Raw genomic sequence first — 17,692 nt, 5'->3', positions numbered from 1 at the left:
CACGCGCGGTCGCGTCTGGAGGAATAATGATGGGGAGCACCATTGAATTATCTGAGTGAGATGCTCAAATTGCCGGTCTTGGACGTCGATGGCGAAAAGCTCGGCGTTGTGAACGATTTTGGCATTGCTACCGGCGAAGTTTTTCCGCACGTGACGTCGCTCGCGTTCCGCGGACCCGGCAAGACGCCGTTTATGATCAGCTGGCGCAAATGGGTCGACCGTATCGACGAGACGGGTGTACACCTTAAGACGTCGGCCACCGAAATCCGTTTTTCGTACCTGCAGCCGACCGAACTCCTGCTCGCCCGCGACGTGCTCAACAAGCAGATCGTCGACACGCAGGGCATGAAGGTCGTGCGCGTAAACGACATCAAGTTTTCCATGTCGGGCGAAAACCAGCTGCGCCTGCTGGGCGCCGAGGTCGGTGCCCGCGGTCTGCTACGCGCGATCAGCCCCACGCTCGAGCATATCGTCGAAGGCTTTATGAAGCACCTGGGCAAGCCGCTCAGTGAGGACATCATCGCTTGGTCCTACATGGACCTGCTCGACCGCTCGACCAAGAACATCCAACTCTCGGTGTCGCACAAGACGCTCGGCGAGCTGCACCCTGCCGACATCGCCGACATTATCGAGCAGCTTGACCCGCGCCTGCGTGCGCAGGTGTTTGCGCAGCTCGATACTGCCCAGGCCGCCGAGGCCATCTCGGAGTTCGACGACGACGAGCTCATGACCGAGATGCTCGAGGGCCTGTCCGACACCGACGCATCGTCGATGCTGGCCATGATGGACCCGGACGACGCCGCCGATCTGATCGACGAGCTCGATTACGAGAAGGCCGAGAAGCTCCTGCGCCTGATGGGCGTCAAGGAAGAGAAAGCGATTCGTAACCTGCTGGGGTATGAGGACAACACCGCCGGCCGTATCATGACCTCGGAGTTTGTCTCCCTGCCCGCCACGGCAACGGTCGGTGACGCCATCGAGGCGATTCGCGAGCTCGACGAGGACTTCGAGAGCGTCTACTACGTCTATACCGAGGATCCGAGCGGCATGCTGACCGGCGTGCTTTCGCTGCGCACGCTGATCGTAGCCGACCGCGACGCCACGCTGGGTCAGCTGGCTTATCGCGACCTGGTCTATGTGTCGCCCGACGAGGACCAGGAAGACGTAACGGACGAGATGACCAAGTACGACCTGGTTGCCATCCCTGTCTGCGACGAGAACCGTCATATCCTGGGTATCGTAACCTTCGACGACGCCATGGACGTTATCGCCGAGGAACATCAGGAGGACCTGCAGATCGCCGGTGTCGGCTCGGGCGATAGCGCGTCGGACGACTCGACGAACGTGCTCAGCTGGTTCGTACATCGCCAGTACTGGGTTGTTGTATGGGGCATCGCGTCGTGCATCATGGCGACCGTGCTGGGAACGGCGCTCGGCTCCGCGCATCTGGTGGTGTTCCCCATGTGCGCCATGCCGCTCGTGCTGCTGGCGGCCTCGCGCATGGTGTCGTTCGTCAAGAACTACTTCCTGGAATACGACGGTCACGACGACGAGCCCAAGCCGTATCTGGGGTTCTTCTTCCAGAGCACGGGCATGGGCCTGATTCTGTCACTCGTGACCTACCTGTGCGCCCAGCTGGTGCGCACCGCTGCGTTCCCCGATGCGTCCATGTTTGAGGAGCAACTCTTTACCGGGTGCTTTAATATCGCCGCCATCATTTGCCTGGTTGGCAACATGAGTGCCGTGATTTACCTGATGGTGCTGTTCTGGCGTGACGAGCACGATCTCAACACGTCGGGCACCGCCATGAACGTTATTGCCGTCATGATCTCGTGCGTAGCGTACTGCGCCGCTGCGGTGCTGCTCACCATGTCGGTCATGGGTTAGGTGGTCGCGTGCAAAATACCAAGCAAAAGTCGGGCACCAAGCAAAAGTTGACCATCGCGGCCATCTTTGGCGCTATGGGTCCCGGTCTGCTGGCGGCGCTTTCGGGCAATGACGCCGGCGGCATTGCAACGTATTCCAGCGCGGGCGCCAGCTATGGCTACAAGATGCTCTGGATGCTTCCCGTTATGACTGTGCTGCTCATCGTGACGCAGGAGACCGCGGCGCGCTGCGGCTGCGTCACGGGCAAGGGCCTGGCATCGCTCATTCGCGAGCGCTTTGGCGTGCGCAAGAGTGTACTTGCTATGGCGGCGCTGTTGATCGCCAACACGGCTGTGACCATTTCGGAGTTTGCGGGTATCGCGAGCGGCCTTGCTCTCTTTGGCGTGCCGGCGAGCATCTCGGTGCCGTTGGTGGCGCTGCTGGTGTGGATGCTTACCATGTCGGGTAGTTTCCAGCGCATCGAGAAGATTCTGCTGCTGGTAAGCTGCGTCTTCGTGACCTATATTGTCGCCGCGTTTATGGCTGGCCCCAACTGGGGTGAGGTCGCGGTCGACCTGGTCGTGCCTAACATCCAAAATGACCCCAGCTACGTGTCGCTCGTGGTCGCAACGATCGGTACCACCATCGCGCCGTGGATGATTTTCTTGGCGCAGAACAACGTGGTCGATAAGAATGCGGGCGAGGACGACATCGTGCTGCAGCGTATTGATACCGTGAGCGGCTCGATCGCTGCTGATATCATTGCGGGCTTTATTATCATCACGACCGGTACGGTGCTGTTCCCGGCGGGTATTCAGATTAGCGATGCTGCCGATGCCGCCCGCGCGCTGGAGCCCATCGCGGGTCAGTGGTCCACGGTGCTGTTTGCCTCGGGCCTGGTCGCGGCGAGCTTCTTGGCTGCCTGCGTGCTGCCGGGCGTTACGTCGAGCGCTATCTGCGAGGCATTTGGCTGGGAGCGCGGTGCCGACCGCAGCTGGGACGAGGCCCCGGTATATCGCGGCATCATTACGGCCATCATCGGTATCTCTGCCGTACTGGTGCTTATGCCCGGTGTCGATCTGTTCCAGATTATGATGACCTCGCAGGTCATCAATGGCGTGCTATTGCCCGTGGTTCTGGTGTTCCAGGTGGTTATCGCCGCCGACCGTCACATTATGGGTGCCAACCGCAACGGCCGCGTGTGGAACGTGCTCACTTGGGCGACTATCGGCGTGATTACGGTGCTGACGGTCGTCATGTTTGTGCTGCAAGCGATGGGCTACAGCGCTTAGTGCCTCTTTTGGACTCCAAACAGGCCGCTGCCATGGGTTGCGGCCTGTATTTTGCCTGTTATAGGGGGTTAGTAATATGCGTGTGGACAAAAAATGCCATATATGAGTACTGTCGCCTGGCCAATAGCATTTACGACAAGGAAAATAATGAACATATCTAAAAATCTGTTCATTAAAAGCGCAGCTCCAAGTCCTAAGCCGGCCATTCTGGTCAACTGGAAAGGTCGTGCGCTACCGCATGGGCGTCATTTTGGGTGGTTTTGCCTGCTACTAAAATGGTAACAGTACTCATATTTGCCCCTTTTTGTCCACGACCTCTTGGAGCCGGCTCGAAAAGAGTGATTTTGGGTTGTTTGCTGCTGCGGGTGTGGGCTTGGAAACAACGCTCGGGGTGGCGAGGCGCCCAGAATTCGGTCGCAAGGAGGGCATTCCTCGGCTGTGTCAGGAGTGTCCCTAGGTGCCGGCACATAAGGAACGTCCCTAACTGCCGGAGGGGGGGTGCCTGCCGTGGCAGGCACCCCCCCCGGATGTGGGAAGTTTGCGCTGCAGGTTACTTGTCGGTGCCCAGCTTGTGCGGCTTGAGAGCGAGCGCATTGACGAGCGCGTCGGTGGCAGACTTGACGGCTGCCGGCTGCGGATCGTTGACGTGATCCTCGGGATGCACGGGCAGGTCCTTCTTGACTGCGTCGTGGATCAAGTTGAGGTATTCAGTCACGCCAGTGGTCGATAGGTGCGTGCCATCGCCATCGAACAGGTCGTTGCGGTTGGCACTGTATCCGTACCAATCGATAACGCGCACGTTCTTGTAGCGCGTAGCGGCGTTGGCGATGGCCTGGTTGGTAGAGCCAACCCACGGCTGCGGGCTGCGCGTGTTCACAAACACCACAATACGCTTATCTCCCGCATCGGCCATGATGGCGTCGATCTGATCGTCGGTTACCAAGCCGTTGGTGCCCAGCGCAAAGACCACGATCTTGCCGGCAAGGTTCTGTTGGAGATAGCCCTCAAATGTCGCGCGGCCCGCATCAAACTGGCGGCCCTTTTCGGCATCGATATGGCTGTGCGGGAACACGCCGTCAAAGGAATCAACGGCGCGCAGCGACACGGAGTCACCGATCATCAACAGGTCGTAGGAGCCATCGGGGAAGCCGTCGTTGTCCTTGTCGGTGTCGTCGGCCGCCTGCTGGTCGGTGGGCGCGGTGTTTTTGGCTTCCTTGTTGAGGACTTCGGCGCCCTCACCGCTCAGCGCGGAGGTCTCCGGCACAAAGATCAGGCCGCCCAGCGCGATGACAAGCACGATCCCGCAAGTGGCGCACACAGGAATATGCGCGCGTACCCAGTTGGCGGGCGTGGTGGTGCCGTCGCGGAACTCGGATACGGTGCGCCCAAAGGCGCCCTTTCTAAACGGCGTCTCGATAAAGCGATATGAGCATTCGGCCACGGTGACCACCAACAGCACCTGCAAAATGTACTGCCACCACGGTGTATCGTTGATGTTGGCGACCGGGTTCATAAGCAACAGCAGCGGATAGTGCCACAGGTAGATGCTGTATGAGCGCTTGCCAACCCACACGAGCGGCTCGGCGGACAGCGCGCGGGCAACCATTCCCTGGGGCTGCACGCAGGCCGCGATGACCATGAGTGTGAGGATCGAGCACAGCAGCGTGCCTCCGCGATACTGGAAGGCGGTGTAGCCGTTGGTGAGCGCGACCATGGCGGCAAGGCCAACCAGACCCACGACGCCCAACACATCGATGGATGCGGGCGAGGACCAAAAACGCACGAGGGCGCTCGGCTGTGCCGGGGCGGTCTCGGCTGCGTCGTCGGCCTTCTCGCCAGGCTTGCCCTCGGCCTTCTTGCCGTGCTTGGCGGCGCCAGCCAGGCGATTGAGCCCCAAACGATGAGCGAGACGCACCGGCGCCAGGTCGCGATCGGGGATAAAGGCCATCCAGGCGCCCAGCAGCAGCGAGAAGACGCGGGTGTCGGTGCCGTAGTACACGCGGCTGGGGTCGGCGGCAGGGTTATAGAGCACCATCATGGCGATGGCGGAGACGGCAGCCAGGCCCAGAACCACGCGGCGCGTGTTGGGCTTGCTCATGTGCATGGATACCATAGCGAGCAGCAGCGGGGGCCAAACCAGGTAGAACTGTTCCTCGATGGCGAGCGACCAAAAGTGCGTAAGCGGCGAGGGGTCGCCCAGGGCGTTGAAGTACGAGACGTCCTGCATAATCTGCCACCAGTTGTTAAAGAACAGCAGCGATGGCAGGATGTCGGGGCGCATCTTGGTGAGCATCACGTGGTTGAAGACGGTGCACAGCGCGCAGGTCACCACCACGACGGTTACCACGGCGGGGACCAGGCGACGGATACGGCGGATCCAGAAGCTCTTGAGGTCGATGCGACCGGTCTTAGCGACTTCGTTGAGTAGCAGGCGTGTGATCAGATAGCCCGAAAGCACAAAGAAGATCGTGACGCCGAGCAGGCCGCCCTGCGCCCACGTGAGGTTGAGGTGATAGAGCACCACCGCGACGACGGCAAGCGTGCGCAGGCCGTCAAGGGCAGGGATGTAGCGGGACTTGGGGCGAGCAGGCGTCTGCTCCGTGGCGGGAGTGTTGGCACGGCCCGCGCTGTTGGCGGAAGCGCGATGGGGGCTCGTGGTGCGTTGCGGCTCGTTGGCACGGCATTCGTCCTTCACGCGTTCGTGCGGTGCCGGCTCGTTGCCCGTGCGGCGTCGACCGCGCGAGCCCGATTGCGAGAATTGTTCCATAAAACATCATCCAATGACGAGAATAATCAGCACACATTCATTGTAGCTGCCTGTTCCTGTGAATGCTTGCTGCTGGCGCAAGCTCAAGCGCGTGTTCACATCAAAGTGAACTAAAGTTATAGAGGTGCGAGAGCACGCGATTGACGGCCGACAGCGGGTGCAGAGCCCACGGACGAGGAGGTTTCCATGGCGGATCACAGCATCGTTGCGGTGTTCGGCAGCATGAACATGGACCTTTCGGTGGCGTGCGAGCGCATGCCGCGCGCGGGCGAGACAGTCGGTGGCAGCGGTTTTATCACCAACGCCGGCGGTAAGGGCGCCAATCAGGCCGTAGCTGCCGCGCGTATGGGCGCGTGCACGCACATGATCGGCGCGGTCGGTCGCGATACCTTTGGCGATGTGCTCGTGGCGGGGCTTCAGGATGCCGGCGTGGGCGTTGAGCTTGTGACACGTCTCGATGGCGTGGAGACCGGTACCGCGACTATCATTCGCTGCGAGAGCGACAACCGCATCGTGCTGTCGCCGGGCGCCAACCATGCACTTGCGGGCGAGGACGTTTCCCGCGCACTGAGGCGCCTGGTGCCCGACGAGCTCGATGGCGACGCCAGCGAGATTGCCCCGGCTGCCGGAAGCGTCTTTATCGTCCAGGGCGAATGTGATCTGATGGCAACGGCCGCGGCGCTCTCTTGCGCTCACGAGCTGGGATTCTATACGATCTTTAACCCGGCACCCGCCTGCGACCTGCCGGCGGGAGCGTGGTCTGCGGTCGACCTGGTCTGCCCCAACGAGACCGAGTGCCAGGTGCTGACGGGCATTCTGCCCACGGATGACGCGAGTTGCGCCGCCGCGCTCAATGCGCTGCTCGACAAGGGCGCCGGGGCTGCGGTCATCACGCTAGGCGGCGACGGCTCAGTTGCACTTGGTGATGACGGTGAGCTGCTGCGCATGCCGGCGCTTTCGAGCGAGGTGGTCGACACCACGGCTGCGGGCGATACGTTTATCGGCGCGCTTGCGGCGGCTCGCCTGCAGGGTCTGCCGCTCTTTGAGTGCATGGCGGCGGGCGCACGCGCCTCGGCGGTGACGGTGTCGCGCCTGGGCGCTCAGCAATCAATTCCCACGCGTGCGGAAGTCGAGCGCAAGTTTGGTTTAGACGGTTTGGATGTAGACGGAGAAGCGGAGTAGAACAATGGCAATCAAGAAGTTGATCCTTGATCTGGATATGGGTGTGGACGATGCGATGGCGCTCGCCTATGCCATCGCGAGCCCCGAGGTGGAGCTCGTGGGCATTACCACATGCTTTGGCAACGTGCGCGTCGAGCAGTCGGCGCACAACTGCCTGGCGGTGCTCGACCTGTTGGGTCGTCCCGAGGTGCCGGTGTACCTGGGCGCCGATCGTCCCATGAAGGCGACCGAACCCTACACGCCGCCGGCGTCCACCACGCTTATCCACGGCAAGAACGGCATTGGCGGCGCAAGCGTGCCCGCCTCGCCGTACGAGCCGGTGGGCGCGACGTCGGCCGATGGCAATGCGGCGGTCGATTACCTGATTGATGCCGCGCGCACCTATGGTCCCGACCTGATCTACGTGGCGACCGGCCCGCTCTCCAACTTGGCACTTGCCCTGGAGCGCGATGCGGCGGCGATGATGTCTATCGGCCGCGTGGTGGTGATGGGCGGCGCCCTGACCGTGCCCGGCAACGTGAGCGCGGGTGCCGAGGCCAACATGGCAAGCGACCCCGAGGCCGCCGACGCCGTGCTGCGCTCGGGTCGCAAGCTCACCATGGTGGGCCTGGACGTGACGCATCGCGTGGTGCTCACGCGCCGCGATGTTGCCGGCTGGACGGGCTCGGGCACCATGGCGGGCTGCGCATTTGCGAGCATGGTCGAGCACTACATTGGCTCGTACGAGATGAACGCACCCTACCTGGGCGGCTGCGCACTGCACGATCCCCTGGCTGTTGCCGTGGCGATCGACCCCACACTCGTGGGTGCGCTCGGCTGCAATTTGCGCGTCGACCTGCTGGGCGAGTACCGCGGCCGCACCATCTGCGACGAGCACCGCCTGTCCGATCCGGACAAGAGCGCGCTTGTGGCGCTGACCGTCGACGCCCCGCGCTTCCTGACTGAGTTCAAGACGCGCATGGCCCGCGTCCTGGGATAAATGTTTTTCACGCCCCGCCCCATGTAGTCAATTTGGGACGGGGCTTTTTCCCTACCTCGGTAATGATTTTTCTGGGACGGGGATTAAAAAATCATTTGGTGGGAGCGGCGGCGAAAGTAGTCAAAATAGCCCCGTCCCAAATTAGCTACCGAGCAAATGCGCCCGTTGGGGGAATAGTCGCGTCGCTTCGCTTGACAACAGGCTAAACTAGCTATTAAACATTTACTATTCTGTTTAGATTGAATTTGCGGTCGTTTAGTTGCCGAGCCATCGAGTCGCGATGCTCCGCCACGGCCGTTGCTAGGGGGAACAATGGCCAAAGCAAGTGTTCGCGAGATCAGCCGCATCACCGGTTTTTCGCCCGCAACCGTGTCCAACGCGCTCAACCGCAAGCGCAGCGTGAGCGAGGAGACCGCCAAGGTCATCTTGGAGTGCGCGCAGTCGCTCGGCTATCAGCAGTCGACGCAGCTCGAGAGCATCCAGTTTGTGCTTGCGCGCAAGACGGGCGCCATTCTGGACGAGAGCACCTTCCATCCCGCGGTCATCGAGGGCGTGGAGCGCCAGGCGCGTCGCCACGGCATGAGCACGAGCTTTGTCTCGCTCGACTTTAGCGACCTGAACGCCGTGCGCCCGCAGGTCGAGGGCCTTATCGCCGACCCGGCTGCCGCCATCGTGCTGATGGGCACCGAGCTGGGCGAGGAAGACTACGCCCTGTTTGCCAACGCCGCCGCCCACCTGATCGTGCTCGACGGTTGGAGCGACCGCCAGTACTTTGATGCCGTAGTCATTGCCAACATCGATTCGGTGCTGCGTGCCGTGGATTACCTTATCGAGAAGGGTCACAAGCATATCGGCTATCTGGCAGGCGACCTTCGCATCCGCAACTTTAAGGATCGCGAGCGCGGCTATCGCCAAGCGCTTGAGGATGCGGGCCTCGAGGCCAATCCGGCATGGCGCGTCACGCTGAACACCACGCTCGAGGGCGCTTATCGCGACATGGGCGTGTGGCTCGACAGCATCTCGCGCGACGACCTGCCGACGGCTTTCTTTGCCGAGAACGATGTGCTTGCCGTGGGCGCCATGCGCGCGCTGAACGAACACGGCGTACGCGTGCCCGAGGATGTCTCGATCATCGGCTTTGACGACCTGTCTCTGGGCGCCTTCTCCAACCCGCCGCTCACTACGGTGCACGTTCCCAAGCACGAGGTGGGCGAGATCGCGGTGCGCCGCCTGGTGGGCAACATCCGCAATCCCAAGAGCTATACCTGCAAGACGGCCGTATCGACGTATTTTGTCGAGCGCCAGAGCGTGCGCGAAATCTAGGCGAGGGCAGCATCGCTCGCGGCGCGTCAAAGCGCGCGAGGGCAGTAAAAACAACCCTATTCAAAAAGGGGGTCCTTCGGGACCCCTTTTTGTTTCCCTTGTATGTTCAGTCTGTTTACATACCGTTTAGGCTGATTTCACTACCGTCCACGGGTATTTCGCGCTAAACTTCTAAACAGAATAGTAAAACATTTAGTAAACAGAACAAAACGAAACAAGCGTCTGTTTACTGAACATGTGACTAGGGGAGGACGTACATGGATAAGATCAAGCTCGGCTTTGTGCCCACGCGCCGCAGCATTTTTAGCGCGCCGGACGCGATTAAGTATCGCGGCCTGACGGCTAATCGCCTGCGCGAGATCGGCGTCGACATTGTGGACATCGACGACATCAACGACGAGGGCCTGCTGTTTGACGACAGCCATATCGAGCCTATCGTCAAGAAGTTCCGCGCCGAGGGCGTCGACGGCATCATGCTGTGCCACGCCAACTTTGGCACCGAGTACGTTTGCGCCCGCCTTGCCCGTGAGCTCGGCCTGCCCGTGCTGCTGTGGGGCCCGCGCGACGAGCGCCCCGAGCCCGACGGCACCCGTCTGCGCGACAGCCAGTGTGGCCTGTTCGCGACTGGCAAGGTCCTGCGCCGCTTCCAGGTTCCCTTCACCTACATGACCAACTGCCGCCTGACCGACCCCGAGTTCGAGCGCGGCGTCTGGGACTTCCTGGCCGTGTGCAACGTGGTCAAGACCTTCAAGCACACCCGCATCCTGCAGATGGCCACTCGTCCGTTCGACTTCTGGTCGACCATGTGCAACGAGGGCGAGCTGCTCGAGAAGTTCAACATCCAGCTTTCACCCATCCCCATGACCGAGCTCGTCCAGGCCGTGCGCGACGCCCAGACCGACGAACAGGCCATGTCCGCCATGCTCGACCACATTCGCGACAGCTTTGAGATCTGCATTCCCGAGGACAAGGTCCCCGCGGTCGCAGGGCTCGCTATCGCCATGAAGCGCCTGGTCGATAAGTACGGCTGCAACGCCGGCGCCATCCAGTGCTGGAACGCTCTGCAGGACGAGCTGGGCATTATGCCCTGCGCCGCCAACGCCATCCTCAACGAGATGGGCATCCCTATCGTGTGCGAGACCGATATCCACGGCGCCATTACCGCGCTGATGGTCGAGGCCGCCGACCTGGGCCGTCACCGCGGCATGTTCGCCGACTGGACCGTGCGTCATCCCGATAACGAGAACGGCGAGCTGCTACAGCACTGCGGTCCCTGGCCCTGCAGCTGCGCGGCCGTCAAGCCCAAGCTCACCTACCCGCTGGCTTTCGATCACCCCGGTGCGCTGACGGCCGAGGCCAAGCACGGCGACCTCACCCTTGCCCGCTTTGATGGCGACAACGGCGAGTATTCGCTGCTGCTCGGCAACGCCCGCGGCATCGACGGGCCGGCCGGCATGGGCACCTACCTGTGGGTTGAGGTCGACAACCTCAAGCGCCTCGAGGCCAAGATCGTCGAGGGCCCCTACATTCACCACTGCGTCGCCATTCACGCCAACGTGGTACCGGTGCTCTACGAGGCGTGCAAGTACATTGGCATCCAGCCCGACCTATACGACCCGATTGAAGAAGACGTCAAAGCTTACCTGCGAGGAGAGTAGAAATGGCAACTATCGAAGAGCTTGAGTCCCTGCGTTGGGATCTTCGCCGCGATTGCGTCGATATCATCATGGCTGGCGCCGGCGGCCACATCGGCGGCGACATGTCGGTGATCGACGCCCTCATGACCCTCTATGCCAACCACCTCAACATTTCGCCCGAGACCGTCGACGACCCCAACCGCGACCGCTTTGTGCTCTCTAAGGGCCACGCCATGGAAGCCTACTACGCGGTGCTGTGCCACGAGGGCTATCTGGACCTCGACGACGTCAAGGCCCGCTTCTCCAAGTTTGGCAGCCCCTACATCGGCCACCCCAACAACAAGCTCAAGGGCATCGAGATGAACTCCGGCTCGTTGGGTCACGGTCTGCCCGTGGCCGTGGGCATGGCGCTTGCCGGCAAGATGGACGGCCGCGACTACCGCGTCTACACCATCATGGGCGACGGCGAGCTTGCCGAGGGCTCGGTCTGGGAAGGCGCCATGAGCGGCGGCAACTACCAGCTCGATAACCTGTGCGCGCTCGTGGACCGCAACCGCCTGCAGATCAGCGGCAGCACCGAGGACGTCATGAAGCAGGATTCGCAGGAGGAGCGCTGGGCCGCCTTCGGCTGGAACGTGCTCTCCATTCCGGGCAACGACGTCCAGGCCATCGATGCCGCACTGACGTTGGCCGCCGAGACCAAGGGCAAGCCCACGGTCATCATCCTCAACACGGTGAAGGGCTACGGCTCGCCGGTTATGGAGGACAAGGCCGCCTGGCATCATCACTTGCCCAACGACGAGGAATATGCCCAGATCATCGCCGATTTCGCTGCCCACAAGGAGGCTATCAATGGCTAACAAGATCGCCAACCGCAAGGTTATCTGCGACACGCTGCTCGAGGCCGCCGAGACCGATAAGGACATCGTCGTCCTGTGCTCCGACTCCCGCGGCTCCGCATCGCTCACGCCGTTCTTCGATCAGTATCCCCAGCAGTCCGTCGAGGTCGGCATCGCCGAGCAGGACCTGGTGAGCATCGCCGCCGGCATGGCTTCGTGCGGCAAGAAGGCTTGGGCCGCCTCGCCGGCGTCCTTTGTGACCACGCGCTCGTATGAGCAGTGCAAGGTCGATGTCTCGTACTCCAACACCAACGTCAAGCTCATCGGCATCTCGGGCGGCGTCTCCTACGGCGCCTTGGGCATGAGCCATCACTCCGCGCAGGATATCGCTGCCATGAGTGCGATTCCCAACATGCGCGTATATCTGCCGAGCGATCGTTTCCAGACCGCCGAGCTCGTGCGCGCCCTGGTTGCCGACAACAAGCCGGCTTATATCCGCGTGGGCCGCAACCCGGTCGAGGACGTGTATACCGAGGACGAGTGCCCGTTCCAGATGGACCGCGCCACCTGGGTGCGTCGTGGCACCGATGTGACGATTGTCGCCACCGGCGAGATGGTCCGCCATGCCGTGGACGCCGCCGACCTGCTGGCCGAGCAGGGCATCTCCGCTACCGTGCTCGACATGTACTGCGTCAAGCCGCTCGACGCCGAGGCCGTGATTGAGGCCGCCGGTGCCACGCGCGCCGTCGTGACCGTTGAGGAGCACAGCCCCTTTGGCGGCCTGGGCTCCATGGTCGCGCAGGTCGTGGGCGAGCATTGCCCGCGTCCGGTTAAGTGCCTGAGCCTGCCCGACGCGCCGGTCATCACCGGCACGAGTCCCGAGGTCTTTGCGCACTACGGCCTGACGGGTGCCGGAATCGCGCAGACCGTCGCCGAGTTCCTGCCCGCAGAGTAATTGGTGCATCGGGGACAGGTTACTTTGCATCAACTTGGTGCAAAGGGGACAGGTTTGCACCAATCCTTTTAGGTTGAATTCTGAGCAGGCCGGCTGCGCTCTCATGAGCCGGTCGGCCACTCGCTCCTTGTCCGTCGGGTTTTAGTTTTTAAATCGACGGGGGAGACAGGAGAGTACATGAGCAAATACATCATCGGAATCGATCAGTCCACGCAGGGCACGAAGGCGCTGCTGGTGGACGAGGGCGGCCACCTGATTCATCGTGCCGACCGCTCGCATCGCCAGATTGTCAACGAGGCCGGCTGGGTGAGCCATGATCCGACCGAGATTGCCGCCAACGTGCTGGCCGTGGCGCGTGCCGTGGTGGAGGAGACCGGGGTCGATCCGGCCGATATCGCCGGCATTGGCATCTCCAACCAGCGCGAGACCACCGTTGCCTGGAACCGCACGACGGGCGAGCCGCTATGCGACGCCGTGGTGTGGCAGTGCGCCCGCGCCCGCGAGCTGTGCGACGAGCTTGCCGCGCGCGAAGGCGTGGCCGAGCTGGTGCGTGACACGACGGGTCTGGTGCTCTCGCCCTACTATCCGGCGGGCAAGATGGCTTGGATCCTCGCGAACGTTCCGGCGGCTGCCGAGGCTGCGGCGGCGGGCGAGCTGTGTCTAGGCACCATCGATGCTTGGGTGGTCTGGACGCTCACGGGCGGCGCGGAGTTCCGCTGCGACTGGTCCAATGCCAGCCGCACACAGCTCTTCGACCTGCGCCGTGGCTGCTGGAGCGAGCCGGTGTGCGAGGCCTTTGGCATCGATCCGGCCTGCCTGCCGCAGGTGACCGACTCCGACGGTCTCTTTGGCACGACGGACCTGGACGGCTTTTTGCCCGCGCCCGTGCCGGTGCACGGCGTGCTGGGCGACAGCCATGCGGCCCTGTTTGCGCAGGGTTGCCGCAGCCGCGGTATGGCCAAGGCAACGTATGGCACCGGCAGCTCGGTCATGATGAACGTCGGCGACGAGTTCGTCGCCAGCTCGCATGGGCTTTCGAGCTCGCTCGCATGGCGTATGGACGGTGTGACCGAGTATGTTCTCGAGGGCAACGTGAGCTACGCCGGCGCCGTCAAGACGTGGCTGCGCGACGACCTGGAACTCATCAACAATCCCGAGGAAGTCACCGACCTGTGCTACGCCGCCAATCCGGCAAGCCGTGTCTACTTTGTGCCGGCGTTCACTGGCCTGGGCGCGCCGCACTGGGCGAGCGATGCCGAGGGCTGCATCTTTGGCATGACGCGCACCACGGGCCGTGCGGAGTTCGTAAAGGCCGCTGACGAGTCGATCGCCTATCAGATCTTCGACGTGATTGATGCGATGGTCGAGGATTCGGGCGCGGCGTTGGCCGAGCTTCGTGTTGACGGCGGTCCCACGCGCGACGCGTACCTGATGCAGTTTGAGAGCGACTTGGTCGGCTCGCCCATTCGCATCGCGAGCAACGACGAGATGAGCGGTCTGGGCGCGGCCTGGGCCTGCGGCATTGCGCTGGGCATGTACACGCGCGACGTCGTCGACGTCTACGGCGCCCGCGGCATCGTGGAGTCCACCATGTCCGCCGACGAGCGCGCCAAAAAGATCGCCGGCTGGCGCCATGCCGTGAAATCTACAATCGCGTACACCGCCTAGCATGATTATTCTGAGACGGGGATTAAAAACTCATTGATCCCCGTCCCGGGCAGCTCATTTGGGACGGGGCTTTTTTGACTGGTATGATTGGTGCGACCATTCGAACCAGCTAAAAGAGCCCCGTCCCAAATTGACTACCGAGAGGAACTGCCATGGAGCGCATTGCAAGTTTTTCCGTTGACCATCTGCTGCTTGAGCCCGGCGTGTATGTGAGCCGCATCGACCGCGATCCGGCGACCGGCGCCGCCGTCACCACCTTTGACCTGCGCCTGACCACGCCCAACAAGGAGCCAGTCATGAACACGGCCGAGTGCCACACCATTGAGCATCTGGGCGCCACCTTCCTTCGCAACCATGCCGAGTGGTCGAGCCGTATCGTCTACTTTGGGCCCATGGGCTGCCGCACGGGCTTTTACCTCGTCGTTTTTGGTGAGCTGACGAGCGAGGAAATCTTGCCGCTTGTGCGTGAGCTGTTCGAGTTTGTTGCTGGCTTTGAGGGCGATATCCCCGGCGCTGCTCCCGAGGAGTGCGGCAACTACCTGGACCAGAACCTCCCCATGGCCAACTGGCTTGCGCGTCGTTATCTCGACCGCGACCTGGCCGATATCGACGAGAAGCACCTGCACTATCAGCAGGCATAGGGCCGCCCTCTGCCTCCAAACCGTTCACACGGAGATATCGACCGTTTAACTGTTTAGAAGTGTTTATTCGAGGTCATTAGCACTAGCTCGCTTAAACTAGTCCTCAGAGTGATATTCAGGCAAGGCTCCTGAAGCAGCATCTGTCGACATTGATTGTCGGATTCTGCTTCGGGAGCCTTGTTCTGTTTAGGGGGGGGACACATGGAAATTGTTAAACGAATTAATACCAGCGCTGTCCTCTGCGTCGATGGAAATGGCAGACAGTTGGTTGCATTCGGCCGTGGTCTGGGGTTTAAGAATGTCGGAGACGAGGTCCCTCTTTCGGAGATTCAACGAACGTTTTATAACGTTAGCTCTCGCTACATCGCTCTCGTTGACGAGGTCCCCGACGAGCTTCTCGAGCTTACCTCGGATGTTATTGATATGTCGACAGGTTTGCTGTCTTATGAGGTGAGCCCTAATTTGCCGTTTATCCTTGCGGACCATATCGCGTATGCGGTTAAGCGCAAAGAGCAAAATATCGTTGTCCGCATGCCTTTATCGTTTGATGTCCGCCAACAATATCCCGTCGAATTTAGAATCGGCGAGTATGCACTTAAGATAATCAGGAAACGTCTTAACGTTAGGCTTCCAGCTCATGAGGCAGTTGGAATTGCCATGGCGTTTATCAATAACATGGCCGATTCGGACTCATGCGAAGTAGTTAAAGAGTTTAGCGCGGATATCTACGATCGTGTTCTGGAGGAGTCAACCGTTGCTGTTGAAAATCGGCTTGGCATTCAAGTTGATCGGGAAGGTTTCGATTACGCAAGGTTCGCAACCCATCTTCAGTACTTATTCAATAGGTTGAACTCTGGCGAAAGCATCGTGAGCGACAACCGCAAGATGTACCTCTCGCTCAAAAAAGAATATCCGGTGGCATCAATGTGCGCCGATGATATTGCTTCTGTTCTCAGCCGACTGACGGGGCGGGAACTTATAGACGAAGAAAGACTCTACCTCATGATGCACATCAATCGAATTGCATCGAAAACAAGGTAATTAGTTGGCAAAGGCGCGCGCTTTGCTGATGGTTACATATAAAACTCAACATGGGAGAAATGGTATTTATGGCAGATACAACCAAGCTCGCTGCCGAGATTCTCGAGATGGTGGGCGGCGCAGACAACGTTACATTTGTAGCTCACTGCATGACTCGTTTAAGGTTCAACCTTAAGGACGAAAGCATCGTAGACGATGCAAAAGTCAAGGCGATTGATGGCGTGATCGACATTCGCCATTCCGCGGGGCAATATCAGGTGATTGTGGGACCTAAGGTCGATAAGGTCTATGAAATCGTTGCCAAGGAAACCGGGATTGACGCCGGAGATTCCGAGGCAAGCGAAGGAGAGACTAAGGGCTTTCTGGGAAAGCTAATGAAGTTCATCAGCGGCATCATGATGCCCGTTCTTCCTGCCTTGATCGCATGCGGAATGATAAACGCCATCCTTAGCATTCTGACGACGGCGGGTGCTGTTTCCGCCGAGAGCGGAATATACACTCTGCTGTACGGCATGGGAAATGCCTGCATGTATTTCCTGCCCGTTCTTGTCGGATCATCTGCTGCTCAGTTCTTTGGAACCGATCGATATATCGGTGCGGTACTCGGCGCAATCCTGGTTTATCCGACTTTCGTTGCTGCGGCCGGAGCGGGCGATGCGCTGGATTTGCTCGGCATGAAGTTCACAATGGTGAGCTATTCCTCCACGGTGTTTCCTGCTATCGTGGCGGCTTGGTTCGCATCCGTTCTTAATAAGTGGCTGCGGGCGGTTCTTCCCGATGTTGTGGCATTTGCGCTCGTCCCGTTCCTGACGGTTGCTGTTGCCGCCCCCGTCTCGCTCCTTGTGATCGGCCCCGTTATTCAGCAGGCGAGCTCTTTGCTTGCGGCTGCAGTGCTGGCGGTCTATCAGTTCAGCCCCGTCCTTTGCGGCGTTATTCTCGGGCCGATATTCGGTCTCGTTATGATCCCCCTTGGACTCCATTGGGCCCTGATCGTGCTTTCCATCAACAATATTATGACCGTCGGCTCCGATCCTATCCTTGGACTTCTCTGCTGCAGCATGGGTGTTGTCGGCGCTTGTTTGGCGTTTGCCCTCCGCTCGAAGGACCCGAGTGAAAAGAGTCTTGGGTTCAGCTGTGCCATTACGGGCTTTTTCGGGATTACGGAACCGGCGCTGTACGGCATCATCTTGGAGCACAAGAAGATCATTATCGCTTCCATGGTCGCCGGAGCAATCAGTGCTGTTATCCCGGCGATTTTCAACACCTGTACGTTCGTTATGACGTCGAGCGGCATTTTTAGCTTCCCCGGTTATATGGATCCTTCTGGTGATATGAGCAGCCTCATCGGCGCAATTCTTTGCAATGTCGTCGGTTTAATTCTTAACTTCGTTCTCGTTTACATCCTGTATCGCCCTGATGAAGAGGCGGTAGTGGAGTAGACAATTATTCGGGATGTAAGCTGCCGAAAACCCCGCGGCAGATTGCATGTGGTGGGCTTGCCG

At 60.5% G+C, this 17,692-nt stretch carries 13 protein-coding genes; 12 read left to right on the top strand and 1 reads right to left on the bottom strand.

The features are described from left to right. The first annotated feature begins 42 nt into the window (after nt 1-42). Together DW892_RS05495 and DW892_RS05490 are read left to right on the top strand one after the other, a co-directional pair. The gene (locus tag DW892_RS05495; RefSeq protein ID WP_117766257.1) at nt 43-1,887 is read left to right on the top strand and encodes a magnesium transporter; all 1,845 of its coding nucleotides are present in this window, start codon (nt 43-45) and stop codon (nt 1,885-1,887) included. 74 nt (nt 1,888-1,961) lie between these two features. Then, on the top strand, nt 1,962-3,158 hold the full coding sequence (locus DW892_RS05490) for an Nramp family divalent metal transporter (protein ID WP_055252163.1): 1,197 nt from the start codon (nt 1,962-1,964) through the stop codon (nt 3,156-3,158). A 550-nt stretch (nt 3,159-3,708) separates the two neighbouring features. On the opposite strand, the gene DW892_RS05485 is transcribed toward DW892_RS05490, so the two are convergent. Next, on the bottom strand, nt 3,709-5,925 hold the full coding sequence (locus tag DW892_RS05485) for an acyltransferase family protein (RefSeq protein WP_117766255.1): 2,217 nt from the start codon (nt 5,923-5,925) through the stop codon (nt 3,709-3,711). 186 nt (nt 5,926-6,111) lie between these two features. Here DW892_RS05485 and DW892_RS05480 point away from each other — a divergent pair, with 186 nt between their 5' ends. The 10 genes from DW892_RS05480 to DW892_RS05435 all read left to right on the top strand — a co-directional run bounded on the left by DW892_RS05480 (nt 6,112) and on the right by DW892_RS05435 (nt 17,629). Next, complete coding sequence (locus DW892_RS05480; protein WP_117766253.1) at nt 6,112-7,107, top strand: ribokinase; 996 nt, start codon at nt 6,112-6,114, stop codon at nt 7,105-7,107. A gap of 4 nt (nt 7,108-7,111) precedes the next feature. Further along, on the top strand, nt 7,112-8,086 hold the full coding sequence (locus DW892_RS05475) for a nucleoside hydrolase (RefSeq protein ID WP_117766251.1): 975 nt from the start codon (nt 7,112-7,114) through the stop codon (nt 8,084-8,086). A 312-nt stretch (nt 8,087-8,398) separates the two neighbouring features. Further along, entirely contained in the window at nt 8,399-9,409 is a 1,011-nt protein-coding gene (locus tag DW892_RS05470) for a LacI family DNA-binding transcriptional regulator (protein ID WP_117766249.1), read from the top strand. Between the two features lie 257 nt (nt 9,410-9,666). After that, entirely contained in the window at nt 9,667-11,067 is a 1,401-nt protein-coding gene (locus DW892_RS05465; RefSeq protein WP_117766247.1) for an L-fucose/L-arabinose isomerase family protein, read from the top strand. Between the two features lie 2 nt (nt 11,068-11,069). Continuing rightward, on the top strand, nt 11,070-11,906 hold the full coding sequence (locus tag DW892_RS05460) for a transketolase (RefSeq protein WP_197736868.1): 837 nt from the start codon (nt 11,070-11,072) through the stop codon (nt 11,904-11,906). Next, a complete protein-coding gene (locus DW892_RS05455; protein ID WP_117766245.1) occupies nt 11,899-12,840 on the top strand; it encodes a transketolase family protein in 942 nt (313 codons plus the stop codon). The genes DW892_RS05460 and DW892_RS05455 overlap by 8 nt, the downstream gene beginning before the upstream one ends. Before the next feature lie 177 nt (nt 12,841-13,017). Next, a complete protein-coding gene (locus tag DW892_RS05450) occupies nt 13,018-14,508 on the top strand; it encodes a glycerol kinase GlpK (protein WP_117766243.1) in 1,491 nt (496 codons plus the stop codon). Nucleotides 14,509-14,660: 152 nt separating this feature from the next. Beyond that, nucleotides 14,661-15,149, top strand: a complete 489-nt coding sequence (locus tag DW892_RS05445; RefSeq protein WP_117640520.1) for an S-ribosylhomocysteine lyase — start codon at nt 14,661-14,663, stop codon at nt 15,147-15,149. 201 nt (nt 15,150-15,350) lie between these two features. Continuing rightward, on the top strand, nt 15,351-16,190 hold the full coding sequence (locus DW892_RS05440) for a PRD domain-containing protein (protein ID WP_117646431.1): 840 nt from the start codon (nt 15,351-15,353) through the stop codon (nt 16,188-16,190). A 68-nt stretch (nt 16,191-16,258) separates the two neighbouring features. Continuing rightward, nucleotides 16,259-17,629: a PTS transporter subunit EIIC gene (locus tag DW892_RS05435; protein WP_158567030.1), complete on the top strand. Its 1,371-nt coding sequence runs from the start codon at nt 16,259-16,261 to the stop codon at nt 17,627-17,629. The last annotated feature ends 63 nt before the right edge of the window (nt 17,630-17,692 follow it).

The sequence above is a fragment of the Collinsella sp. AM40-7AC genome, assembly GCF_003468125.1.
GTDB classification, from domain to species: domain Bacteria; phylum Actinomycetota; class Coriobacteriia; order Coriobacteriales; family Coriobacteriaceae; genus Collinsella; species Collinsella aerofaciens_O.
Note: the sequence above shows the minus strand (reverse complement) of the source record. Positions and strands in the feature narration are given on the sequence as shown.